The sequence below is a fragment of the Xanthomonas hortorum pv. cynarae genome (assembly GCF_002939985.1).
GTDB lineage: Bacteria > Pseudomonadota > Gammaproteobacteria > Xanthomonadales > Xanthomonadaceae > Xanthomonas > Xanthomonas hortorum_D.
On sequence record NZ_MDFM01000007.1, the window covers coordinates 1 to 20,373 of the forward strand.

Below are 20,373 nucleotides of genomic sequence, written 5' to 3' on the forward strand. Positions count from 1 at the left end.
AACTGGCGACCTGTCCCCTGTAGAGTTTGAACGGCGCTACGCGCAACGAGGGTCTTGAGTGTCTACGGAACCCTGGGCGTATCACAAGCGCGCTAGGCGCTTCCTCTTCGTTTGCCATGAACGTTAGCTACGGGCGGGCCAAATTTGCGTCGGCGACTGCCAATTGCCCCGCATGCGGTACCTCGCAGAGCATCAAGAGCCAAACCTACGATGTCTTTGGCTATGCCGATGTCAAGCAGTACTTCAATGGCACGAAGGTAGATGAAGATTACAACGCGCGCGGACTTCGCACCCTGGAAACAACATCGCGCGACGGCCTCACCATAAAAACTGTTGCAGTCGACTGGCATCCCACCCTCCCCACTCCTGTCGCCAGATCGATTTATTCTAGCGCTGGCGACCTCTATCAGAAGCAAGAGTGGACGCTCACCCAACGTGGACAGATCCTGACTTCCACTATCACGGATGGTAAAACCGGTACTGTCAGAAAGGATATGAGCAGCTTCTGCGAACAGTCAGATGTTGATACGGGCTCTAGTTGCCCACGCATCGGACTGCAGCTGACCGCTCAGCACTACGATAGTGCTCTATGGCAAACCACACGCTCCAACTATTACATGGCCGATGACGCAGGCTGCGCTTCTACCACCAACAGCTGCCCGCACCGCAAAGGCGACTTGTGGAAAGTCACCAATGCCCTCGGCCAGGTCAACGAATACCTCGCCTACGACGGCGCCGGCCGCCCGCTTTCCATCAAAGACGCCAATGGCATCGTCACCGACTACACCTACCACCCGCGCGGTTGGCTGACCACAACCAAGGTGCGTGGTGCCGATGCATCCAGCGAGGCCGATGACCGCATCACCCGCATCGACTACTGGCCGACCGGGCTGGTCAAGCAGGTCACCCAGCCCGATGGCGCGCTCACAGCCTTCACCTACGATGCGGCGCATCGGCTGACCGACATCGCCGACAACGCGGGCAACACCGTCCACTACACGCTGGACAACGCCGGCAACCGCATCAAGGAAGACACCAAGGACGCGGCCGGTACGTTGAAGCGCACGCTCTCGCGTGTCTATAACCAGCTTGGGCAACTCAAGACGCAGGCCACTGCGGGCAGCGACCCCACCGATTTCGAGTACGACGCCAACGGCAACGCCACCAAGGTGACCGATGCGCTGGCAACCGCAACGCAGAGCGAGTACGACCCGCTGAACCGCCTCTCGCGCACGCTGCAGGATGTAGCCGGCATCAAGGCCGACACCACATTCGACTACGACGCGCTGGACAACCTCACCAAGGTCACCGACCCCAAGGGCCTGGATACCAAATACGAGTACAACGGCTTTGGCGATCTGGTGAAGCTCACCAGCCCGGATACCGGCGTCACCAGCTACACCTACGACAGCGCCGGCAACCGCGCCACCCAGACCGACGCGCGCGGCAACACCACCGCCTACGGCTACGACGCGCTCAATCGCCTGACCAAGGTCACCTACCCCACCAGCAGCCTCAATGTCGCCTACACCTATGACGTGACGCAAACAGTGTGTGCGAGCGGGGAGACCTTCTCCATCGGCCGCCTGACCAAAATGCAGGACGGCGGCGCCATCACCCAGTACTGCTACAACCGCTTCGGCGATCTGGTGCGCAAGGTACAGACCAGCAACGGCAAGGCGCTGGTGCTGCGCTACGACTACACCGTCGGCGGCCAGTTGCGCCGCATGACCTATCCCGATGGGGCGGTGGTCGATTACGTGCGTAACGCGCAAGGCCAGACCACCGAGGTCGGCGTGACCCCGGCCGGCGGCAGCCGGCAGGTGCTGCTGGGCAACGCCAGCTACTACCCGTTCGGCCCGGCTGCCGGCTGGACCTACGGCAATGGCCGCACCCTCGCCCGCCGCTACGATCTGGACTACCGCCCGCAGGCAATCCAGGACACCCGCCCGGGCGGGCTCGAAGTCGGCTTCGGCTTCGACCCGGCCGGCAACCTCACCGCATTGACGCCAGCCGGCAATGCGACGCCGGAGATCGGCCTGGGCTACGACGCGCTGGGCCGACTGACCGGCCTAAAGGACGGCCGCACCGACACCCTGATCGATGGCTACAGCTACGACGCCACCGGCAACCGCCTCAGCGCCAAGGTCGGCACGGCCACGCAGGCCTACACCTACCCGGCCGACAGCCATCGCCTCAGCGCGGTGGCCGGCGTGGCCCGCAGTTACGACGCCACCGGCAACACCACCGCCATCGGCGGCACCGCGCGCCAATACACCTACGACACCACCGGCCGCATGACCCAGGCCCGCCGCACCGGCGCGGTCACCATGAACTACCGCTACAACGGTAAAGGCGAGCAGGTACGCCGCCTCCTCGGCACCACCAACACCTACACGCTCTACGATGAAGCCGGCCACTGGTTGGGCGACTACGACAACAACGGCGCGCCCAAGCAGCAGGCAATCTGGCTGGACGACCTACCGGTCGGCCTGCTGGCCAACGCCAACACCCTGTACTACATCGAACCCGATCACCTGGGCAGCCCACGCGTGGTGATCGACCCAACCCGCGATGTGGCGGTGTGGACATGGAGCTTGAAGGGCGAAGCCTTCGGCAACACCGCGCCGAATCAGGATCCTGATGGGGATGGTGCAGCGCTGGTGTTGGATATGCGCTTCCCGGGGCAGCGGTTTGATGCGGCGAGTGGATTGAACCAGAACTACTTCCGGGACTATGAGGCGACTACCGGGCGGTACGGGCAGAGTGATCCGCTTGGCTTGAGAGGTGGCATCAGCACTTTTGGATACGCATTGCAGGCTCCTTTTGTCCACATGGATTTTTATGGCTTGGCAACTTGGAAAGGCTCTACTTTTGGAGTTGGTGTCGGGGCAGGAAAGTTCGGCTTGAACATAGACTTCTATCAAGTCACCTCCCCCTGTCCGGGTGGCGGACTCGCATCTGCCTATGTGATGGCAGTCGGAGGCGCAGGTGGATTAGGGGTACCAATTTCAATGGCTGGTTCGCAAGTAGAACTCACGGATTCCAATGATGTGCCAGACCCTGATGTATTCAACGGTCCTTATGCGAAATTCTCTGCAGGATCAGTTTCATTTGGCTTGGGCTATCAGATGTATCAAAAGATATCGATTGGCGGAGCCTGGTGGAACTTCGGCGCTGGAGCTGAGAGCACAGGATGGCACCAGCGCCAAGGCGGATTTGACGCCACTATTTATGGCGCTGCTGCAGGCAATGCCGTTGTTATCCAGCAGAAAAAATGTTCATGTGAAGCGCAATGAAGCTGGCTTATATCCTAGCGATGCTTGCAGGTGGATTTTTTCTTGGGCTAGGGGGCCTGATTCGATGGGGGTCGTTCTTAGCTGCGCCTCAAGCGAAGCCTTTCCGATCAGCATGGGACAAGAGAGGTTTAATAATGGCAATTGCAGGCGCGTCGTGGATGATCCTTGTTACGGTAATTTACGAATCACTCCGCTAGCGTTTTAGTTCTGCATGTCAGTAAAAATGAACTATTCAATGGCTAACAGAAGTATCTATGTCTAGCCACTGTGGCGGCTAGACATAAGGCAAGACTGCTTGTCGTCCAACAGTTGACATCCCAAGCAACCAGTAGCAACCTCCACCTCAAGGAGCGTAGAAACTCCGTGCATAGCGGTACCCACCTCCGTCAAACCGGTGGGTTTTTTGTGCCTGCCTGCAGGTGCAAGCCGACGCGATGCCTGCGTCGGGAGGGCGGCTAATACAACACTCCTTCGGGAGAAATACGCCCGCCGACTATGCACGGTTTCTAACCTCCCGACATCCCGTCGCCGGCCGGCGACGGTGCCTGTTCTTCGAAGGAGGCGTTGTCATGGCAAATGTATCGATAGTGCAGGTTGGTGGGCGGCGTCGCCCCATGGTGCTGACGGAGGTGAGGCGATGAGCCGGGCGCGGTCTCCAACCTCGAAGCGGTCCAAGCCGGATGCCAAACGCACCGCTATCGCCAAGCAGCCTGAGCGCGCGATCGATGCACAGCCCGTGCGGCTGGTTCCATCGCCCACGTTCGATGTGGACAACCTCGACTTCGACCGTCGCCCCAAGCGTCGCGTGGACGATCTGCCGCCGCGCCCACCCCGCAAGGCGCGCACGCCCACGCGCTGCACGGTGGGCTATGCGTTCTACGAGGCCGAACCCGGCCGGCCACAGAGCCAGCGCATTCCCAGCGTGCGCTTGCGCGGGCTATGGCTGGAGCAGTTGGGGTTTGCGGTTGGCTGCAAGCTGCAGATCACCGCGCGCGAGGGAGAATTGGTTGTGACGGTTGTAGGCGCTCACACGTCATGAGCGACTGCCCTCTGCATACGGCGATCGTCCCTAGCGGTTCTGGTTCTCCCGCAGCTGGGGGACTAGAATCAAACCCACTCTTCGTGAGGTGCCTGCCATGTCCGCTCTCTTCAAACAGCAAGCTCACCAACTGGTGGATGCGTTGCCGGAAGATGCACGCTGGGAGGACCTGATCTACCAAGCTGCACTGCACCGGGCTATTGAAAAGGGGATCGAAGAGGCAGATGGCGGGCAGTTGATTGCTGCTGAGGATGTGCTTCGGCAGCTTGAATTGTCTGCGTGAGGGTGTATTGGACACCAAGCGCCCACGTCAGGCTGCTGGAAATCCAGGCCTATCTGAAAGAGCATTCACCATCCATGGCGAAAGCGGTGACAGTCGCCCTGGCGCGGCGTGCGTTGGAGTTGGGTCATTCGCCCGCGATGGGCAGAGCGCTGCCACGCTACGCACCCGCTGAAGTGCGGGAGTTGCTGGAACGCCCTTACCGACTGATCTACCGCGTTACGCCAACGCAGGTGGATATCCTGACGGTGCTGCACTACCGCCAGCTGATGCCATCGGACCTGACCGACCTGCAACGTTGAGTGCCTGTGGACTGGTCTGAACTGCCGGGCAATGCGTTGCGGGTCGAGTAGGGAAAGATATTATCTATTGCGTCGCTGGGCCATGCTTGTAAGGCTGTCGCGCCCGGGTGCGCTCCTACGCAAGCGGGTGGTTGGTTAGCGATGGAAGGCCAGTGTTGCGATGACGCCGCGCTCCTGGCCTGGGCGCACGCTGACGCGCCAGCCGTACAAGTCGCACAGCCGGCTGACGATCGACAGGCCGATGCCGCCGCCTTGCGAGTGGCCGGCGTGGGTGCCGCGGTAGCCGCGTTGGAACAGTTTGGCGGCATCCTCTTCGCTCAGGCCGGGGCCGGAGTCGATCACCTCTACTGCATCGCTTAGCACGCGCACACGCACCTGGCCGTCCTGGGTGTACTTGACCGCGTTGCCGATCAGGTTGCCCAGCGCCACCGACAGTGCTGATTCGGGCGCGTCGATGACCAGGTCGCGTTCGCCTTCCAGCAGCAGTTCCAGCGGCTTGCCGCCGAGCTGGGCACGGTGCGCGTCGATCAGTTGTTCGGCCACCTTGGCGACATTGCTGCTGCCCTGCCCGCGTTCGTTGCGCGAGAGCAGCAGCAACGAGCCGATCAGATCGCTGCACTGCAGTTCGGCGCGCTGGATGCGCTGCAGGCGTTGCAGCATCTTGTCGTCGAGATTGGGCTTGCTGAGCAGCAGTTCGGTGGCGCCGCGGATCACCGCCAGCGGGGTGCGCAGTTCGTGGCTGACGTCGGCGTTGAATTCGCGGTCGCGCTGGACGACTTCGGTGAGGCGGGCCGAGTAATCGTCCAAGGCCTCTGCGAGCTGGCCGACTTCGTCATCGGGGAAGTGCGCTGCCAATGGCTTGGGCTCGCTGGTGCCGCCACGGTAGGCACGCAGGCGCGCGGCCAGATCCGACACCGGGCGCATCACCTTGGACGCCGACCACCAGCCGATCACCAACGAAAACCCGCTGAACACCAGCACCGAAAGCATCAGCGTGCGCTTGAGCTGGATCTCGCCCTTGAGGGTCTGGGTCATGTCATAGGCGAGGAAGAACCACTCGCTTGGCGTCTTGCGCACCGCCAGTTTGTACGAGTAGGCGTTGCCGCCCTCGTCCACGCCGGAGATGGTGTGAATGCCGTCGGGCAGTTGGTACCACTCCGGCTGTTCCAGCCGCAGCGCATCGAACTTGTCGCTCTTGACCACGCGCCCGCGCATCTGCTGCACCGGCAGGTCGGGGTTACGCAGCGGGTCGGAATAGAAGCGCTGCGCGAAGGCGTCGATATTGCGGTTCATCACGTCTTCGACCAACTGGGTTTCCACGCGCGAGCGCGCCCAGTTGGTGGCGAAGGCGAACAGTGTGGTCAGGCAGAAGCCAAACAACACGAACGAGAGGATGATGCGGCTGCGCAGGCGCCGCCGGTAACGGCCACGCCTGCGGGCGGGCCGCGCGCCGTTATTGCTTTCAGGCATCGGGCGAGGCGATGCGGTAACCGATGCCGTGACGGGTCTGGATCATCGGCACGTCGAACGGCTTGTCGACCACCGCGCGCAGGCCGTGGATATGCACGCGCAGCGAGTCCGAATCGGGCAGTTCTTCGCCCCAGACGCGGGTTTCCAGCTCCTGGCGGGTGACCACGGCCGGCGAGGCTTCCATCAGCGACTGCAGGATCTTCAACGCAGTGGGGTTGAGCTGCAGCAGCTTGCCGCGGCGGCGCACTTCCAGGGTATCCAGGTTGTATTCCAGATCGCCGGTTTCCAGCACGCGGGTGTGCACGCCCTTGCCGCGACGCGACAGCGCGTTGAGCCGCACTTCCACTTCCTGCAGCGCGAACGGCTTGATCAGGTAGTCGTCGGCGCCGGAGTCGAAGCCGGCCAGTTTGTTGTCCAGCGAATCGCGCGCGGTGAGCATCAGCACCGGCGTCTGCTTGCGCGCTTCGTTGCGCAGCTTGCGACACACCTCGATGCCATCCATGCCGGGCAGGTTGAGGTCGAGCACGATGGCGTCGAACTCGTGCACCACGGCCAGATGCAGGCCGGTGACGCCGTCGGCGGCGAAGTCCACCGTGTGGCCGCGGTCTTCCAGATAGTCGCCAAGATTGGCGGCGATATCGCTGTTGTCTTCAATTACTAGAATGCGCACTGGAACCTCATTGTTGGGTCGTGTACCCGGCTGCGGGTGGCAAGGTGCCGCTGCAGCCGCGCTGTCGTCTTGGTTGTTTCAGCAGTTGGCGCCATTCGGCCGCCGAACGTACTGCGTGATGCTCAGCGTTGCTGGTCGTTCCGTCGCTGATTGAGCAAGGAAATGTAGACGTGAACCCCAATCCCGGCAAGCCATCACAAAAAGGCCCAGGTGCCGCTAAGCACCCGGGCCAAAAATGCATCCCGATCACCGTCACTGCCGAGAGCGGAGCTACGGTCGGGAGAGGCTAGCGGGGCAAGGATTAGAGTTTCGTTATTTTTTTGATAAAAATGTTAAATCCCCGATCAACGGGCCGTCTGCTCCAGGTGCTCGATGATTGCGGCGGCCACATCCACGCCACAGACACCTTCCACGCCTTCCAGGCCGGGGGTGGAATTGACCTCCAGCACCAGCGGGCCGCGGTTGGAGCGGATCAGATCCACGCCGGCCACCGCCAGGCCCAGCGCGCGCGCCGAGCGCACCGCCACCTCCTGCTCCTGCGGCGTGGCTTCGGCCACGGCGGCGGTGCCGCCGAGGTGCAGGTTGGAGCGGAAGTCGCCTTCGGCGGCCTGGCGGCGCATGGAGGCGACCACCCGGTCGCCGACCACGAGGCAGCGCAGGTCGGCGCCCTCGGCCTCGCCGATGAATTCCTGCACGATGAAGTTGGCATACAGCCCACGCAAGGCTTCGACCACGCCGCGCGAGGCGCTGGCCTTCTCGGTAAGGATCACCCCGGCGCCCTGGGTGCCCTCGTTCAACTTCACCACGTGCGGCGGCGGGCCGAGCATGGAGAGCAGGTCCTGGGTGTCGTCCGGGTTGTCGCCGAACACCGTCACCGGCATATCAATGCCCTGGGCGGCCAGCAGTTGATGCGCGCGCAACTTGTCGCGCGAGCGCAGGATGGCGTCGGAGGGATTGGGCGTGTAGCTGCCCATGAATTCGAGCTGGCGCAACACCGCCGTGGCATAGCGCGTGACCGAGGCGCCGATGCGCGGGATCACTGCGTCGAATCCGGTGATCGGCTTGCCCTTGTAGTGCAGGCTGAAACCATCGGCGGCGATACGCATGTAGCAGCGCAGCGGGTCGAGGATGCGCACCGTGTGCCCACGCTTGCGCCCGGCCTCGATGAGCCGGCGGGTCGAATACAGCTTGCTGTTGCGGGAAAGAATGGCGATTTTCATCGCGGAGGGTGCGCGGCGCGGCCTGGACATGGTCGGAGTCTAGTGACGAAGTGACCCAAGTCCGTACGTCTGCCGGTCGATCGCGCGTGCGGGCTGCAACCCTGCCCTGCACGCTTCGATCCAACTGGTGTGCGACGGCCCCGAGGAGGGAAAGGCGAAAGCTGCTCGGCAACGCTATTGAAGCGACGCGGGTGTTGCGCAACCTCAGTGGCCTGGATGCTAGCAGGGCGGCCGCGCGGCGCTCAAGCAATGCGCACATGCGTTGCACTAGATGCTGCGCGCATGCACCTTGTCTTTGCCTATGTCTGTGCCGAATGCGCCAACCAACACCGACGCCAGTGATGCTAAACCCAGTCGGCGCAGCATTGCGTGGGCACGCCCACGTCCAGCCGCGCTGCGCAGTGATCAGGCGAGCGCAGCGGCTGCCGCATGCTGCCCTCACGCCATGCCCCTGTGGCCGTGACGCGTTTTGCACAGGCAAAACCGCAATGCTTGAGTCCCCTAATGCCGGCATGCCGGCGCACCCGAGACTCTCAATGCGACGTCCAGCAAGCGCGGCCTATGCCAACCCCTCCCGCATCCGCCAGGGGCGCCCGTTCCCGCGTGGCACGCTCTTCGATGGAACAGGCACCAATTTTGCGCTGTTTTCTGCGCATGCCACGCGTGTGGAGCTGTGTCTGTTCGACGAACAAGGCACCGAGACGCGGGTCGATCTGCCCGAATACACCAACGAGATCTGGCACGGCTATCTGCCCGACGTCAAACCGGGCCAACGCTACGGCTACCGCGTGCATGGCCCGTACGAGCCGACCGAGGGACATCGCTTCAACCACAACAAGTTGCTGATGGATCCCTATGCGCGCGAGCTGGATGGCGATCTGGTCTGGGCGGACGAACTCTACGGCTACACCGTGGGTCACCCGGATGGCGACCTGAGCTTCGACGAGCGCGACAGTGCGCCCTTCATGCCCAAGTGCGTGGTGGTCGAAGACACCTACGACTGGGAAGACGACGCACGTCTGCTCAAGCCGTGGAACGAAACGGTGATCTACGAAACCCATGTGCGTGGTTACACCATGCGCAACCCGCAGGTGCCGGAGGCGGTGCGCGGTACGTTTGCCGGCCTGGCGCAACCGCAGGTGCTGCAATACATCAAGGACCTTGGCGTCACTGCCGTCGAGTTGTTGCCGGTGCATGCGTATCTGGACGACCAGCATCTGCTGGACAAGGACCTGCGCAATTACTGGGGCTACAACACCATCGGCTTTTTCGCATTGAAATCGCGCTATCTGGCCAGCGGGCATCGCGATGAATTCCGCGACATGGTCAAGGCCATGCACAAGCAGGGTCTGGAAGTGATTCTGGACGTGGTCTACAACCACACCGCCGAAGGCAGCGAGCTGGGCCCGACGCTGTCGTTCAAGGGCATCGACAACGCCAGTTACTATCGCCTTGCCGAAGACAAGCGCTACTACATCAACGACACCGGCACCGGTAACACGCTGAATCTGAGCAATTCGCGGGTGATCCAGATGGTCAACGACTCGCTGCGCTATTGGGCCGGCGAGATGCATGTGGACGGATTCCGCTTCGACCTGGCCACCATCCTGGGGCGCGAGCCGAGCGGTTTCGATCAGCGTGGCGGCTTCCTGGATGCCTGCAACCAGGACCCGCTGCTCACGGAAGTGAAGTTGATTGCCGAGCCGTGGGATTGCGGCCCCGGTGGCTATCAGGTGGGTCATTTCCCGCCGGGTTGGTCGGAGTGGAACGACAAGTTCCGCGACAATGCGCGCGAGTTCTGGAAGGGCGAAGAGGGCAAGCTCGCCGAATTTGCCACCCGCTTTACCGGCTCGGCCGATCTGTTCGATCGGCGCGGTCGCCGCCCATGGGCGTCGGTCAACTTCATCACTGCGCATGACGGTTTCACCCTGCGCGATCTGGTGAGCTACAACGAGAAGCACAACATCGCCAACGGCGAGGACAATCGGGACGGTTCGTCCAACGATGGCTCGTGCAACTACGGCGAAGAAGGCGATACCGACAACGCCGAGATCCTGCAGATTCGCGAGCGGCAGATGAAAAACCTGCTCGCCACCTTGCTGCTTTCGCAAGGCACGCCGATGCTGCTGAGCGGCGACGAGCGCGCACAGTCGCAAGGCGGCAACAACAACACCTATTGCCAGGACAACGAGATCACCTGGCTGGATTGGGGAAACGACCCGACCGACGGCCGTCTGACCGAATTCGTCAAGGCGCTCACCAGTTTGCGCAAGCGCTACCCGATCCTGTCGCGTGGTCGTTTTCTCAACGGCCAGTACAACGAAGAGGCCGGCCTGCGCGATCTGACCTGGCTCAATCCCGGCGGCACCGAGATGGACGACGCGCATTGGACCGATGCCGGTGCACGCTCGGTGGGCCTGCTGCTGGAAGGCAAGGCCCAGACATCAGGCGTCAAGGAACTGGCCAACGACGACACCTTGCTGATCGTCATCAATGCTTACCACGAAGGGGTGACCTTCACCCTGCCCTCGTCCGACGAGCCGGTGCACTGGAAGCTGGTGCTCTCCACCGACGAAGCATTGGAAGTGGACATGATGCCGGCCGGCGCCAGCGAGTTCCTGGCTCCGCCACGCAGCGTGTCGGTATTCGAGTGCAAGAGCGACCAATAACGTTGTTCAAGAGGCGACACACGCTCGCTGTCTGCTGATATCTGGCAGACAGCGAGCTTTTTTGTGCGCTTTAGAAACCAGCCATATCAACGATGCCAGGATCCAAATGGCTGGCGGACTTTTAGAACGACCGACAAAACTACTGCTACGTTTTGTCAGCCGCTCTCAGTCCTGCTGATACCGCGACGGCAGTTGGACCTGCTGATACTGCGACGGCAGTTGGATGAAGGCACGCGAGAATTCGGTGACGCGCTCTCTTTTGGCACTTTAAACAAAGCGGTCAAACTTTGGCGCAGCAAAATTCAATCAATCATTGCAACGACCAACAAGCTTTTATCGAAAAAACAGACAAATTCAGACAGCGCTCAAGCTGGAACAGAGCTTCAACCTGGATAGAGCGGAAACCGCTTGTCCGGATGATTGGCTTTCCATTCCTTGTACGAGCTGGTGCCCTCCCAGGCCTTGAAGGCGCGCGGGGTGCGACCACGCCCGGACCAGGTCTCGCCGGAATGCGGAATCCAGTACTTGGCCACGACTTCGCCGGTGGACGATAGCGGGCCCTTGGACTTGCCGGTCATTGCGAGGGACGCGATCTGGCTTTTCTGTTTTGCGTTGAAGCGGCCACCAAACTGGGTCAGCACTTGGACGACCTGGTCGAAGGCTTCCAGCGTCTGGGCATATTTCAGCTGGGCTTCTTCCTGTTCGAGCTTACGCAGCTCTTCCAGCAATTGGGCTTTGGCGGCGGCGGAGGGTGAAGCAGGCGGAACCTGGCGCATTGGCAAAACTGAGGTTGGGCGGATCAACGAGTATTGCCGTTGCGCCGGCTAGCGTAAAGCGCTGTGGCCTACGCGAGTCTGGAAGCGGTCAGCGAGGGCGCAGCAGAGCATGCTCCCGGGCCATGCTCAGCACCGGCCCGATCCGCCCGGCGCGGATCAACTCGCTGCAGTGCTTGCCCACGAACTCGACCCTGGGCGCGGAAAACCACTGCATTACCCGCTCCGGCTCCCCGGCATTGATCGACCAGGCGTGGCGCACCGTCTCGCCAAGCTCCTCCACCCCCACCAGGCCCAGCTCTCGAATCTGTTCCGGGTCGAGCGCAAACATCTCCAGCACCCTGCCCGCATCGGCCGGCGTGCCGTAGCCGCTATTCATCTGCCTGGCGATGCCGGCGCTGTAAGCGACCGATGCGGCGTGTGCGGACTCGGCGCGGCGCATGCCCTTGAGAAGTGCGCCGATGAGTTGAGGATGTGTCGTGGTCATGGTGCTCGCTCGATCATGGCCACAACTATGACCACCATCGGCGATGCGCTCAATCAGGAGGTTCCTGACCATGGGCAAGGAAATCACGAGGCGTGCTATCGGGGTTTTTCAGGAAGTTACTTTCTGCAATCGATGTCATTTCGATGTATGCCTAAACAGGCGTTTTCTAACGATCGATTACCAAAAGCCAGCCCCGACATCGAGGCCGATTCATGCGTAGAGTCGACCGTCCCAGCGTCACGGTGGAGATTCCCATGTCCAGCCCGGCCAAGGTCACAATCGACAACCGCACCAGCTACACCATCGTCACCCACGTAACCCGGGATTACTGGGTGGAAGGCGACGGCGACTCCATCGATGGCAAAACCATCGAAGCAGACTCGAAACAGACCTATACCGTGAAGGCCAAGACCGCCCACCATGGTGAGTTGGACATCGACCTCATCGATAGCGCGACCTCCACTGTCATCGCGACGCTCAAGATCAACAGCATCAAGGACCCGCAGGATGGCAGCGGCCTGGCCGGCACATCGAAAACGGCCACTCTGCAGATTGCGGCAGTGGGCCATCGCAGCTCGCCCGGCGACGAGGATCTGAGACGGATCGACGTCACCCTGGTGGATGTGAGCATCGGCCGGTTGCGTTACAACGACGTCTCCATGAAGGCCTCGCACAACAGTTATCAGCGCGACGAAACCTTGCGCGAGCAGATCACCTGGAACCCGAAAAATCACTACGACTGCGGGTGTGGCGGGTTGGAACTGGATATCGCCCAATCCGACGATGGTCTGGATTGGTCGGTTGGCCACAAGGGTTCCTACGATAAGCACTACCGTCAGCTCTCCGGCTTTTTGAGCGACCTGGCGGTGTGGTCGAAAGAAAATGACGGCCACGACGTGATCACCTTGCACCTGGACCTCAAACACACTGCGACCAAAGACTTCCCCGATCAACTGGATGCGTATCTCAAGGACAGGCTGCCGCGCATCTATACACCTGGCGAACTGATGGGGTCACAAGAGACGCTTGCACTTGGCGCCGAAAGGAATGGCTGGCCCTTCATTGAAGACTTGAAGAACACGTTTCTTGTCTGCGTGACCGGCAACAGACAGGACAAGCAGACCTATGCGGAGACCGCGCCGAAATCGCGGCTGTGCTTCGCCGACAAAGACATCGATGCCGACGAGAATCCCTCGGATCCTCACCGGGTCTTTTTCAACTTCCACATCTTCCACTCTGATCGCGATCAATGGATGAAGACATTCAAGGCCTGCGTCGGCAGACCCGAGGTCATCATCCGTGCGTATCTCGCCAATAGCGAAGACAACTGGAACGACTGTCTCGACAGCGGGTGTTGCGTGATCGCGACCAACAAGATCAGCGACCACGCCTGGGCACTGGTCGGCGCGCAGCGCTTCGCCAAGCGGGTGCCGTTGTTGTAGTGAAGGAATTCCCTTATGGCCCCGTCCGTAGTTCCTGACAGCGATGCGAGTGGTTTTCTGGCACAATCGGCGGCCTGCAGGCTGATGGACCATCGGCATCGGCCCGCAGCCATGGACGCCAAAAGCGCTAATTAACCAAGGTCAAGGAGGATCACGATTGGGAATGTCATCGATTCGGCACGTGGGCGACTATCAGCTCACCGCGCATGTCACGCCCGGCCAAGGGCAGTTTTCGGCTGAACTGCTGCTCAGCAAATCTGGCGGCATTACCTTGCAGCGATACCGTGTGCCGGGCGATGCGTTCGCCGACCGCACTGCCGCGCATGATCACGCCAGGCAGTGGATGGCGATGTGCGAGGTCTCCAGCGATGGGCACGTGCGCTTCGATGCGCATTGCCTCGATCAGGGCCGACGTGCAGTAGCCGCCGCCTAAGCAGGCGGGAAGCACCGGGTGAGCCGCTCGTTCCAGAAGGCGAGTTGCTCCAACGTGTGCGACTCAATGGGTTTTTCCACTGTCGACGACGCTTTGCGGTGCGCCACTGTGGCAATCAGCGATGCCGCCAGGCGATCCCAGCACAGTCTGAGCAAGGCCGGTTCGGGATGCGAAGCAAGCATGGCTTCCAGCATCGCCCCTTGCGCGACTCTTGATGCCTGCAATTCGCTCAGCGCATCGGTCACTGCCGTCATCCATTGCTCGGTCAACTGCTCCGTCATTTCCGCACGCGATCCCTTTCAAGATGCACAGGCTATCCGCAATGCACGGGTTTGTACCGGCTGCGCGCAAGATTCGCCAAGACATTACTGAACCATAGGGCAGAGGCGTTGCGCGAACCTCTGAAGCGATGCTTTTCGTCACCGAGCGCTGCCGACAGTGCATTGGCAAGATCGCTTTCCCTTGAAGTCGAGACGGCTTTCGACTCGATGAAACATCTCAGCTGCGAACTTGCCGCCACTAAAACCGATGCCCGGCCTGACGGAGCGAATTACTCAGCTCGTTGTCGAGTCAAGATTTTGTGAAATCTGCCGATAACGGATTGAGACACCTCGGCAAGCGCTAGCGAACCAGGCAAGCCGGTCGACGTTGGCGACAACGCCTCAGGTTGCTCGGGCAGGCCAGTCACTCGCCGGCTCCTCCCTACTCCTCCGCTTCTTCCCCAGGTCCCAGCATGCTATCCACGATCAAAAGCAAATTTATATTGGCATTGTTGGGAACGCTGATCCCGAGCATCCTGCTGTGTCTGTTCCTGCTGAACAGCCTGCACACCTCCAAGAACAATGTCGGCACGCTCTACAATCGCGACTTCACCGGCTCTGCGCTTGCCAGCAGCATCGACGGTCAGCTGACCCGGGTGGACATCAACATCCTGCGCATGATCGCCATCGGCACACCCGAGCTGATCACGCAATGGAAGCAGGAAAACCAAACGCGCTTCACGCAAGTCGCGGCCAGCATCGTGGAACTCAAGCAGTTGCTGAGCCAGGAAGCCGAGCACACCGCCCAGCTGCAAAAGATCACGGCAAGCTATGCGCTGATGCAAGCGGGGATGCAGCGCCAGATCGAGTTGATCGAAGCTGGCGATATCGCCGGCGGCGCCGAAGTCAATCGGACCCAGGTCAAGGACAACGCCAACGCCACCTTTGCCGGGCTTGCCACCTTGCGTGACGAGCTGGCCGCCTCCGCCAAGCTGCGCTATCAGCAGCAACAGGCCACCAACACGCGCGCGATCACCTTGTCGGCGATCGCGTTGGGGTTGATCGCGTTGGCCGGCGTGAGCATCGCGATGTTACTGGGGAACGCGATTTCACGCTCGATCCAGCGGGCAGTTGCCGCCGTCGAGCAGTTGTCGTGTGGCGTGCTCGACGTCGATATCAAGGTCAACGGCAAGGACGAAACCGTGCAGTTGGCCAGTGCGGTCTACCGCATCCGCGATCGCCTGCAAGGCGTCATCGCCGCGCAGCTGGAAATGGCACGCCGGCACGATGCCGGCGAGATCAGCTACCGCATGGACGAAAATGCGTTTCCTGGCGAGTTCGGTCACATGGTGCGCGATGCCAACGCCCTGGCCAGTTCGCATATCGCCATGACGATGCGCCTGACACAGATCATCGGGCGCTACGCCATCGGCGATCTTTCCGATGAAATGGATCGGCTGCCAGGCGAGAAGGCGGTGGTCACCGAGGCGATGAACCAGGTCAAACAGAATCTGCAGGCGATCAATCAGGAAATAAGCCGCCTGGCTTCGGCAGCGGCAGCCGGGGACTTCAGCGTGCGTGGCGACACCGAGCGCTTCCAGCATGATTTCCGCGCCATGGTCACCAGCCTCAATCACCTGATGTCCACCGCAGACGGCAACCTGCAATCGCTGTCTGCATTGCTGCAGTCCATCGCCGCAGGCGACCTCACGGCGCGCATGAGCGGCGAGTTCAATGGCGTGTTCGCACAGATGCGTGATGACGCCAACACCACCGCCGCGCAGCTGGCGGAAATCGTCGGGCGCATTCAGCACTCGGCAATCTCCATCAATTCGGCTGCCAGCGAAATCGCCGCCGGCAATCAGGATCTGTCGCACCGTACCGAGCAGCAAGCGGCCAACCTGGAAGAAACCGCCGCCTCGATGGAAGAGCTCACCTCCACCGTTCGCCAGAACGCCGAGCATGCACGCCAGGCCAATCAGCTGGCGATCGGTGCGGCAAGCGTGGCCTCGCAAGGCGGCGAGATCGTGAGCAAGGTCGTGGGCACCATGGCCGGCATCGAAGCCTCGTCCAAGAAGATCGCCGACATCATCAGCGTCATCGACGGCATCTCATTCCAGACCAATATCCTCGCGCTAAACGCTGCAGTGGAAGCCGCGCGCGCAGGTGAGCAAGGCCGTGGCTTTGCCGTGGTTGCCTCGGAAGTGCGCACGCTCGCTCAGCGCTCAACCGCAGCTGCGAAGGAGATCAAGGGCTTGATCGACGACTCGGTACAGCGCGTGACCGAAGGCTCCACCCTGGTGCACACCGCCGGCAACACCATGGCCGAGCTTGTGGCCAGCGTGCAGCGCGTGACCGACATCATGGGTGAGATCTCTGCGGCCTCGCAGGAGCAGTCGGTCGGCATCGAGCAGGTCAACATCACGGTCACGCAAATGGATGAGACCACCCAGCAAAACGCGGCACTGGTGGAAGAAGCCACCGCGGCCGCCCGCTCGATGGAAGAACAGGCCGGCCAGCTCACCGAAGCGGTTGCGGTGTTCAAGATTGCGCAGACGAGCACGCACAGCGCGCGTTCGGTACCAACCGCATCATCAAAGCTCAGCCTGGTCAGCGGCCGAACAGTAGCACCGGTCAAAGCCGCTACCCGCCAAGCGTCTGCACCGAAAAAACTGGTCACCGCGTCGTCCAGTGACGGAAGTAACTGGCAGGAATTCTAAGCCTCGACCGCATTGAAAGACCCGGCAATGCCGGGTTTTTTTTGCTTCATCGAGGCACGTTGGAATGCGGCTCACCAGGCGCCATGCGTCTACGTAATCGCCCCACGCTTGAAATTTATAACGCGCTGGCAAGTCGCTCGATGCTCAGATGTTGCGCTGTCTACGCAATACTCAGCGTCGCCCATGCGAGCAAGGCGTAACGGGTGGTCTTGGCGATCGCAACCAGCGGCAGGAACACGCGCAGCGGCTCGCGCATGACCCCCGCCGCAAGTGTCAACGGGTCGCCGATGATCGGCATCCAGCTCAGCAGCAGCGACCATTTGCCGTATTTGCCATACCACGCCTGGGCGCGCAGCAATGCAGACGCTTTGATCGGAAACCAGCGCTTTGCCTGAAAACGCAACGCCTCGCGCCCAAGCCACCAGTTGATCAGCGAGCCGAGCACGTTGCCGATGCTCGCAGCAGCCACAAGCCCCAACGCAGAATCGCCGCGTAACAGCAGCGCCACCAATGCCGTCTCCGACTGCGCAGGGAGCAAGGTGGCTGCGATAAGCGCAAGTGCGAAAAGCGAGAGATACGTCATCGGCTACGTTGCGCGTGTTGTAATGGTGCAGGAGGTTGGGCGATGCATCCGGCGCAACATCTGCGCCACAACCGACGCCAATGCGACATGGCGCAGCGTTACCGCTTGACCGGCTTTCGCCGCTTGATCTTTTCGTCAGGAAACACCTTGGCACACAGAAAGTCGACAAACGCCCGCACCTTCGGCGAAGGATGCTTGCTTGCCGGCCAAAGCACGTGGAACGCGCCGCTGCGCCGCACGTGCTCGGCCAACACGGGAAGCAGGCGCCCGTCTGCCAGCAGATCGCGGATAGCGAAATCCGGCAAGCAGGCTATTCCGAGTCCTTGCACTGCGAAGCACACGCGCGTTTCGATGTTGTTGCAGATCATCGAGGTGGGAAGCACCAGTTCGCCGCTGTTGCGCCGCGTATGCAGCGGCCAGGCTTCCAGTTTTCCCGAGTTGGGATAACGGTAATGCAGGCAGGCATGCTGCAGCAGATCGACCGGCACACGCGGCGTGCCGCGCTGCGCGAGATACTCGGGCGCAGCAACCAGCATCATCTGGAAGCCACCGAGACGCCTGGCCGAAAGGCGCGAATCGCTCGGCTCGCCGGTTCTCACCACCGCATCGAACCCTTCCTCGATCACATCGACCATCCGGTCGCTGAAGTCCAGATCCAGCTCGATCTCGGGATAGTGGCGCATGAAGTCACCCAGCACCGGCAATACCAACGCACTGACCAGCGGCAGGCTCACCCGCAAGCGCCCGCGCGGCGCGGCTGTGGCTTGCGAAAGTTCCAGTTCTGCTGCTTCCATCTCGGCGAGGATGCGGCGGCTACGCTCCAGGAACAACGTGCCTTCGGCTGTCAGCGTGACGCTGCGCGTAATGCGATGAAACAGCCGCACGCCAAGTTTTTCTTCCAGACGCACCACGCGTTTGCGGACCGCAGACGCCGACACGCCCAACAACCGGCCAGCCGCGACGAAGCTGCGCGTTTCGGCAACCTGCACGAACACCACGAACCCGCTCAGGCTTTCCACCACACGTCTCCATTGAGGACGTCTGGTTCCGCACAAAGCGGAACTCTACCCCAGTTTTTCTTTAATCGAAGGCTGTCTACGCTGCTTGGAATGTCTATTGACCAACTACTCCATGACGACGTCTCTCTCACAGCTGCGCGAAACCATTCCGCTCACAATGCTGAGCTGCAAAATTCAGCCCGTTGTTCAACATGCATTGGACGATCAGCGCACGGTCGTGGCGGTCGCTCCTCTAACACACAGCGGTAAATCGATGTATCGGCAATCATCCAGCCGTGCTGACCGGCAACGCCTTTGCACGATCGTGGATGCACTCCCTCACTCGACATTCGTCACCACGTCGCGCAGTGCAGCGTCTAACGCATTGGAAGCAAGGCAATGAGTTCGACTGCGAAAGACCGCTTGCCACTGGCACCCTTGCTCGCGCTTGCCATGGCCGCCTTTATCACCATCCTCACCGAAGCGCTGCCAGCGGGTCTGCTGCCGCAGATGGCAAATGGCCTGGCCGTCTCCGAAGCCTGGGTTGGTCAGACCGTCACCATCTATGCCCTCGGTTCCTTGTTGGCAGCGATACCATTGACCATCGCCACCCAGGGCATTGCCCGTCGCCCGCTGCTGCTGGCGGCCATCGCCGGCTTCGCCATCGCCAACACGATCACCACGCTGTCCAGCAGCTATGCGCTGACGATGGTGGTGCGCTTTCTGGCAGGCGTCTCGGCGGGACTGTTGTGGGCGTTGCTGGCCGGCTATGCGGCGCGCATGGTGCCCGAGCATCAGAAAGGCCGCGCCATCGCGATCGCCATGGTTGGCACACCGCTGGCATTGTCGCTGGGCGTGCCGGCCGGCGCGTTCCTTGGCAGCCTGGTGAGCTGGCGTGTGTGCTTCGGCATCATGAGCGTCCTGGCGGTGATCCTGATGCTGTGGGTGCGCCTGCAGGTACCGGATTTCGCCGGGCAGGGGCAAGGCAAGCAGCAACGTCTGGCACACGTGTTGAGGTTGCCCGGCATTCGGCCGGTGCTGTTCGTGGTGCTGGCTTTCGTGTTGGCCCACAACATTCTCTACACCTACATCGCCTCGTTCCTGGCGGAGGCCGGCATGGCGCAGCGGACCGATCTGGTGTTGCTGGTCTTCGGTGGCGCCTCGCTGATCGGCATCTGGATCGTGGGCGTACTGATCGACCGCCATCTACGCGCACTGACGCTGACCAGCACACTGCTGTTCTGCGCGGCGGCATTGGCACTGGGCCTGGCCGGCACGTCTCCCGCGATCGTCTACATCGCAGTCGGCGTCTGGGGGCTCGCCTTCGGTGGCAGCGCGACGTTGTTTCAGACAGCGCTCGCCAAATCGGCGGGAGACGAGGCCGATGTCGCGCAATCCATGTTGGTGACCGCGTGGAATATCGCCATCGCCGGTGGCGGGTTGCTCGGCGGCGTATTGCTTGACCAGCTCGGCGTCGGCGCGTTCCCGCCTGCGTTGCTGGTGCTGCTTGCCGCAACGCTGGTGGTGACGTGGACGGCCAAGCGACATGGCTTTGCGGCATCAACCGATGACAGCGACGTATCTCGGCCGGCTACGGTCGGAAGACAGGCATAAACGCTGGACGTAGGGAGCCGATGCCACTGCGCAGCACGGCTTGCGCAGTAAAGACGCATCGAATTGCGGAGCGGACTGAGGATTGCGGAGCGGTCAGATGTGCAGAAGCGCTTG

Annotated in this window: 18 protein-coding genes; 10 read left to right on the forward strand and 8 right to left on the reverse strand. The window is 61.5% G+C overall.

Annotated elements, in window-relative coordinates:
- Positions 1–116: 116 nt before the first annotated feature.
- The 4 genes from XcyCFBP4188_RS06425 to XcyCFBP4188_RS06450 all read left to right on the forward strand — a co-directional run bounded on the left by XcyCFBP4188_RS06425 (position 117) and on the right by XcyCFBP4188_RS06450 (position 4,920).
- Positions 117–3,299, forward strand: a complete 3,183-nt coding sequence (locus tag XcyCFBP4188_RS06425; RefSeq protein ID WP_428977229.1) for an RHS repeat-associated core domain-containing protein — start codon at positions 117–119, stop codon at positions 3,297–3,299.
- 637 nt (positions 3,300–3,936) lie between these two features.
- Positions 3,937–4,338: a SymE family type I addiction module toxin gene (locus XcyCFBP4188_RS06440; protein ID WP_104591810.1), complete on the forward strand. Its 402-nt coding sequence runs from the start codon at positions 3,937–3,939 to the stop codon at positions 4,336–4,338.
- 97 nt (positions 4,339–4,435) lie between these two features.
- Positions 4,436–4,621, forward strand: a complete 186-nt coding sequence (locus XcyCFBP4188_RS06445) for a hypothetical protein (RefSeq protein ID WP_006448358.1) — start codon at positions 4,436–4,438, stop codon at positions 4,619–4,621.
- 2 nt (positions 4,622–4,623) lie between these two features.
- Positions 4,624–4,920: a type II toxin-antitoxin system RelE/ParE family toxin gene (locus tag XcyCFBP4188_RS06450; protein ID WP_225306997.1), complete on the forward strand. Its 297-nt coding sequence runs from the start codon at positions 4,624–4,626 to the stop codon at positions 4,918–4,920.
- A 135-nt stretch (positions 4,921–5,055) separates the two neighbouring features.
- On the opposite strand, the gene XcyCFBP4188_RS06455 is transcribed toward XcyCFBP4188_RS06450, so the two are convergent.
- The 3 genes from XcyCFBP4188_RS06455 to rimK form a co-directional block, all read right to left on the reverse strand.
- Complete coding sequence (locus XcyCFBP4188_RS06455; protein ID WP_167393506.1) at positions 5,056–6,390, reverse strand: sensor histidine kinase; 1,335 nt, start codon at positions 6,388–6,390, stop codon at positions 5,056–5,058.
- Positions 6,383–7,060: a response regulator transcription factor gene (locus tag XcyCFBP4188_RS06460; protein WP_006448355.1), complete on the reverse strand. Its 678-nt coding sequence runs from the start codon at positions 7,058–7,060 to the stop codon at positions 6,383–6,385. The genes XcyCFBP4188_RS06455 and XcyCFBP4188_RS06460 overlap by 8 nt, the downstream gene beginning before the upstream one ends.
- 344 nt (positions 7,061–7,404) lie before the next feature.
- Positions 7,405–8,280 carry a 30S ribosomal protein S6--L-glutamate ligase gene (gene rimK, locus XcyCFBP4188_RS06465; protein WP_104591811.1) on the reverse strand — a complete coding sequence of 292 codons (876 nt, stop codon included), beginning with the start codon at positions 8,278–8,280 and terminating at the stop codon, positions 7,405–7,407.
- 536 nt (positions 8,281–8,816) lie between these two features.
- Here rimK and glgX point away from each other — a divergent pair.
- On the forward strand, positions 8,817–10,949 hold the full coding sequence (gene glgX / locus XcyCFBP4188_RS06470; protein ID WP_104591812.1) for a glycogen debranching protein GlgX: 2,133 nt from the start codon (positions 8,817–8,819) through the stop codon (positions 10,947–10,949).
- Positions 10,950–11,332: 383 nt separating this feature from the next.
- Here the strand turns inward: glgX and XcyCFBP4188_RS06475 are convergent, their stop codons facing one another.
- Together XcyCFBP4188_RS06475 and XcyCFBP4188_RS06480 are read right to left on the reverse strand one after the other, a co-directional pair.
- The gene (locus tag XcyCFBP4188_RS06475; protein ID WP_006448352.1) at positions 11,333–11,725 is read right to left on the reverse strand and encodes an H-NS histone family protein; all 393 of its coding nucleotides are present in this window, start codon (positions 11,723–11,725) and stop codon (positions 11,333–11,335) included.
- Positions 11,726–11,813: 88 nt separating this feature from the next.
- On the reverse strand, positions 11,814–12,209 hold the full coding sequence (locus tag XcyCFBP4188_RS06480; protein WP_046932215.1) for a hypothetical protein: 396 nt from the start codon (positions 12,207–12,209) through the stop codon (positions 11,814–11,816).
- A gap of 332 nt (positions 12,210–12,541) precedes the next feature.
- On the opposite strand from XcyCFBP4188_RS06480, the gene XcyCFBP4188_RS06485 reads away from it, so the two are divergent.
- Both XcyCFBP4188_RS06485 and XcyCFBP4188_RS06490 read left to right on the forward strand, forming a co-directional pair.
- Positions 12,542–13,651 (forward strand): PI-PLC domain-containing protein, encoded by a 1,110-nt coding sequence (locus tag XcyCFBP4188_RS06485; RefSeq protein WP_160113176.1) that lies wholly within the window; start codon positions 12,542–12,544, stop codon positions 13,649–13,651.
- Positions 13,652–13,814: 163 nt separating this feature from the next.
- Positions 13,815–14,084: a hypothetical protein gene (locus XcyCFBP4188_RS06490; protein WP_006448349.1), complete on the forward strand. Its 270-nt coding sequence runs from the start codon at positions 13,815–13,817 to the stop codon at positions 14,082–14,084.
- Here XcyCFBP4188_RS06490 and XcyCFBP4188_RS06495 read toward each other — a convergent pair.
- Positions 14,081–14,353: a hypothetical protein gene (locus tag XcyCFBP4188_RS06495; RefSeq protein WP_228996060.1), complete on the reverse strand. Its 273-nt coding sequence runs from the start codon at positions 14,351–14,353 to the stop codon at positions 14,081–14,083. The two genes, XcyCFBP4188_RS06490 and XcyCFBP4188_RS06495, sit on opposite strands and share 4 nt — an antisense overlap.
- A gap of 464 nt (positions 14,354–14,817) precedes the next feature.
- On the opposite strand from XcyCFBP4188_RS06495, the gene XcyCFBP4188_RS06500 reads away from it, so the two are divergent.
- Positions 14,818–17,064, forward strand: a complete 2,247-nt coding sequence (locus tag XcyCFBP4188_RS06500; protein WP_104591814.1) for a methyl-accepting chemotaxis protein — start codon at positions 14,818–14,820, stop codon at positions 17,062–17,064.
- A gap of 160 nt (positions 17,065–17,224) precedes the next feature.
- On the opposite strand, the gene XcyCFBP4188_RS06505 is transcribed toward XcyCFBP4188_RS06500, so the two are convergent.
- Complete coding sequence (locus XcyCFBP4188_RS06505) at positions 17,225–17,647, reverse strand: YqaA family protein (RefSeq protein ID WP_006452193.1); 423 nt, start codon at positions 17,645–17,647, stop codon at positions 17,225–17,227.
- Between the two features lie 98 nt (positions 17,648–17,745).
- Complete coding sequence (locus XcyCFBP4188_RS06510) at positions 17,746–18,666, reverse strand: LysR family transcriptional regulator (RefSeq protein WP_104591846.1); 921 nt, start codon at positions 18,664–18,666, stop codon at positions 17,746–17,748.
- Between the two features lie 97 nt (positions 18,667–18,763).
- Between XcyCFBP4188_RS06510 and XcyCFBP4188_RS22505 the strand changes: the two genes are divergently transcribed.
- Positions 18,764–19,048 (forward strand): hypothetical protein, encoded by a 285-nt coding sequence (locus tag XcyCFBP4188_RS22505; protein ID WP_139051617.1) that lies wholly within the window; start codon positions 18,764–18,766, stop codon positions 19,046–19,048.
- Positions 19,045–20,259 (forward strand): MFS transporter, encoded by a 1,215-nt coding sequence (locus XcyCFBP4188_RS06515; RefSeq protein WP_104591815.1) that lies wholly within the window; start codon positions 19,045–19,047, stop codon positions 20,257–20,259. Before XcyCFBP4188_RS22505 ends, XcyCFBP4188_RS06515 begins: the two co-directional genes overlap by 4 nt.
- Positions 20,260–20,373: the final 114 nt, after the last annotated feature.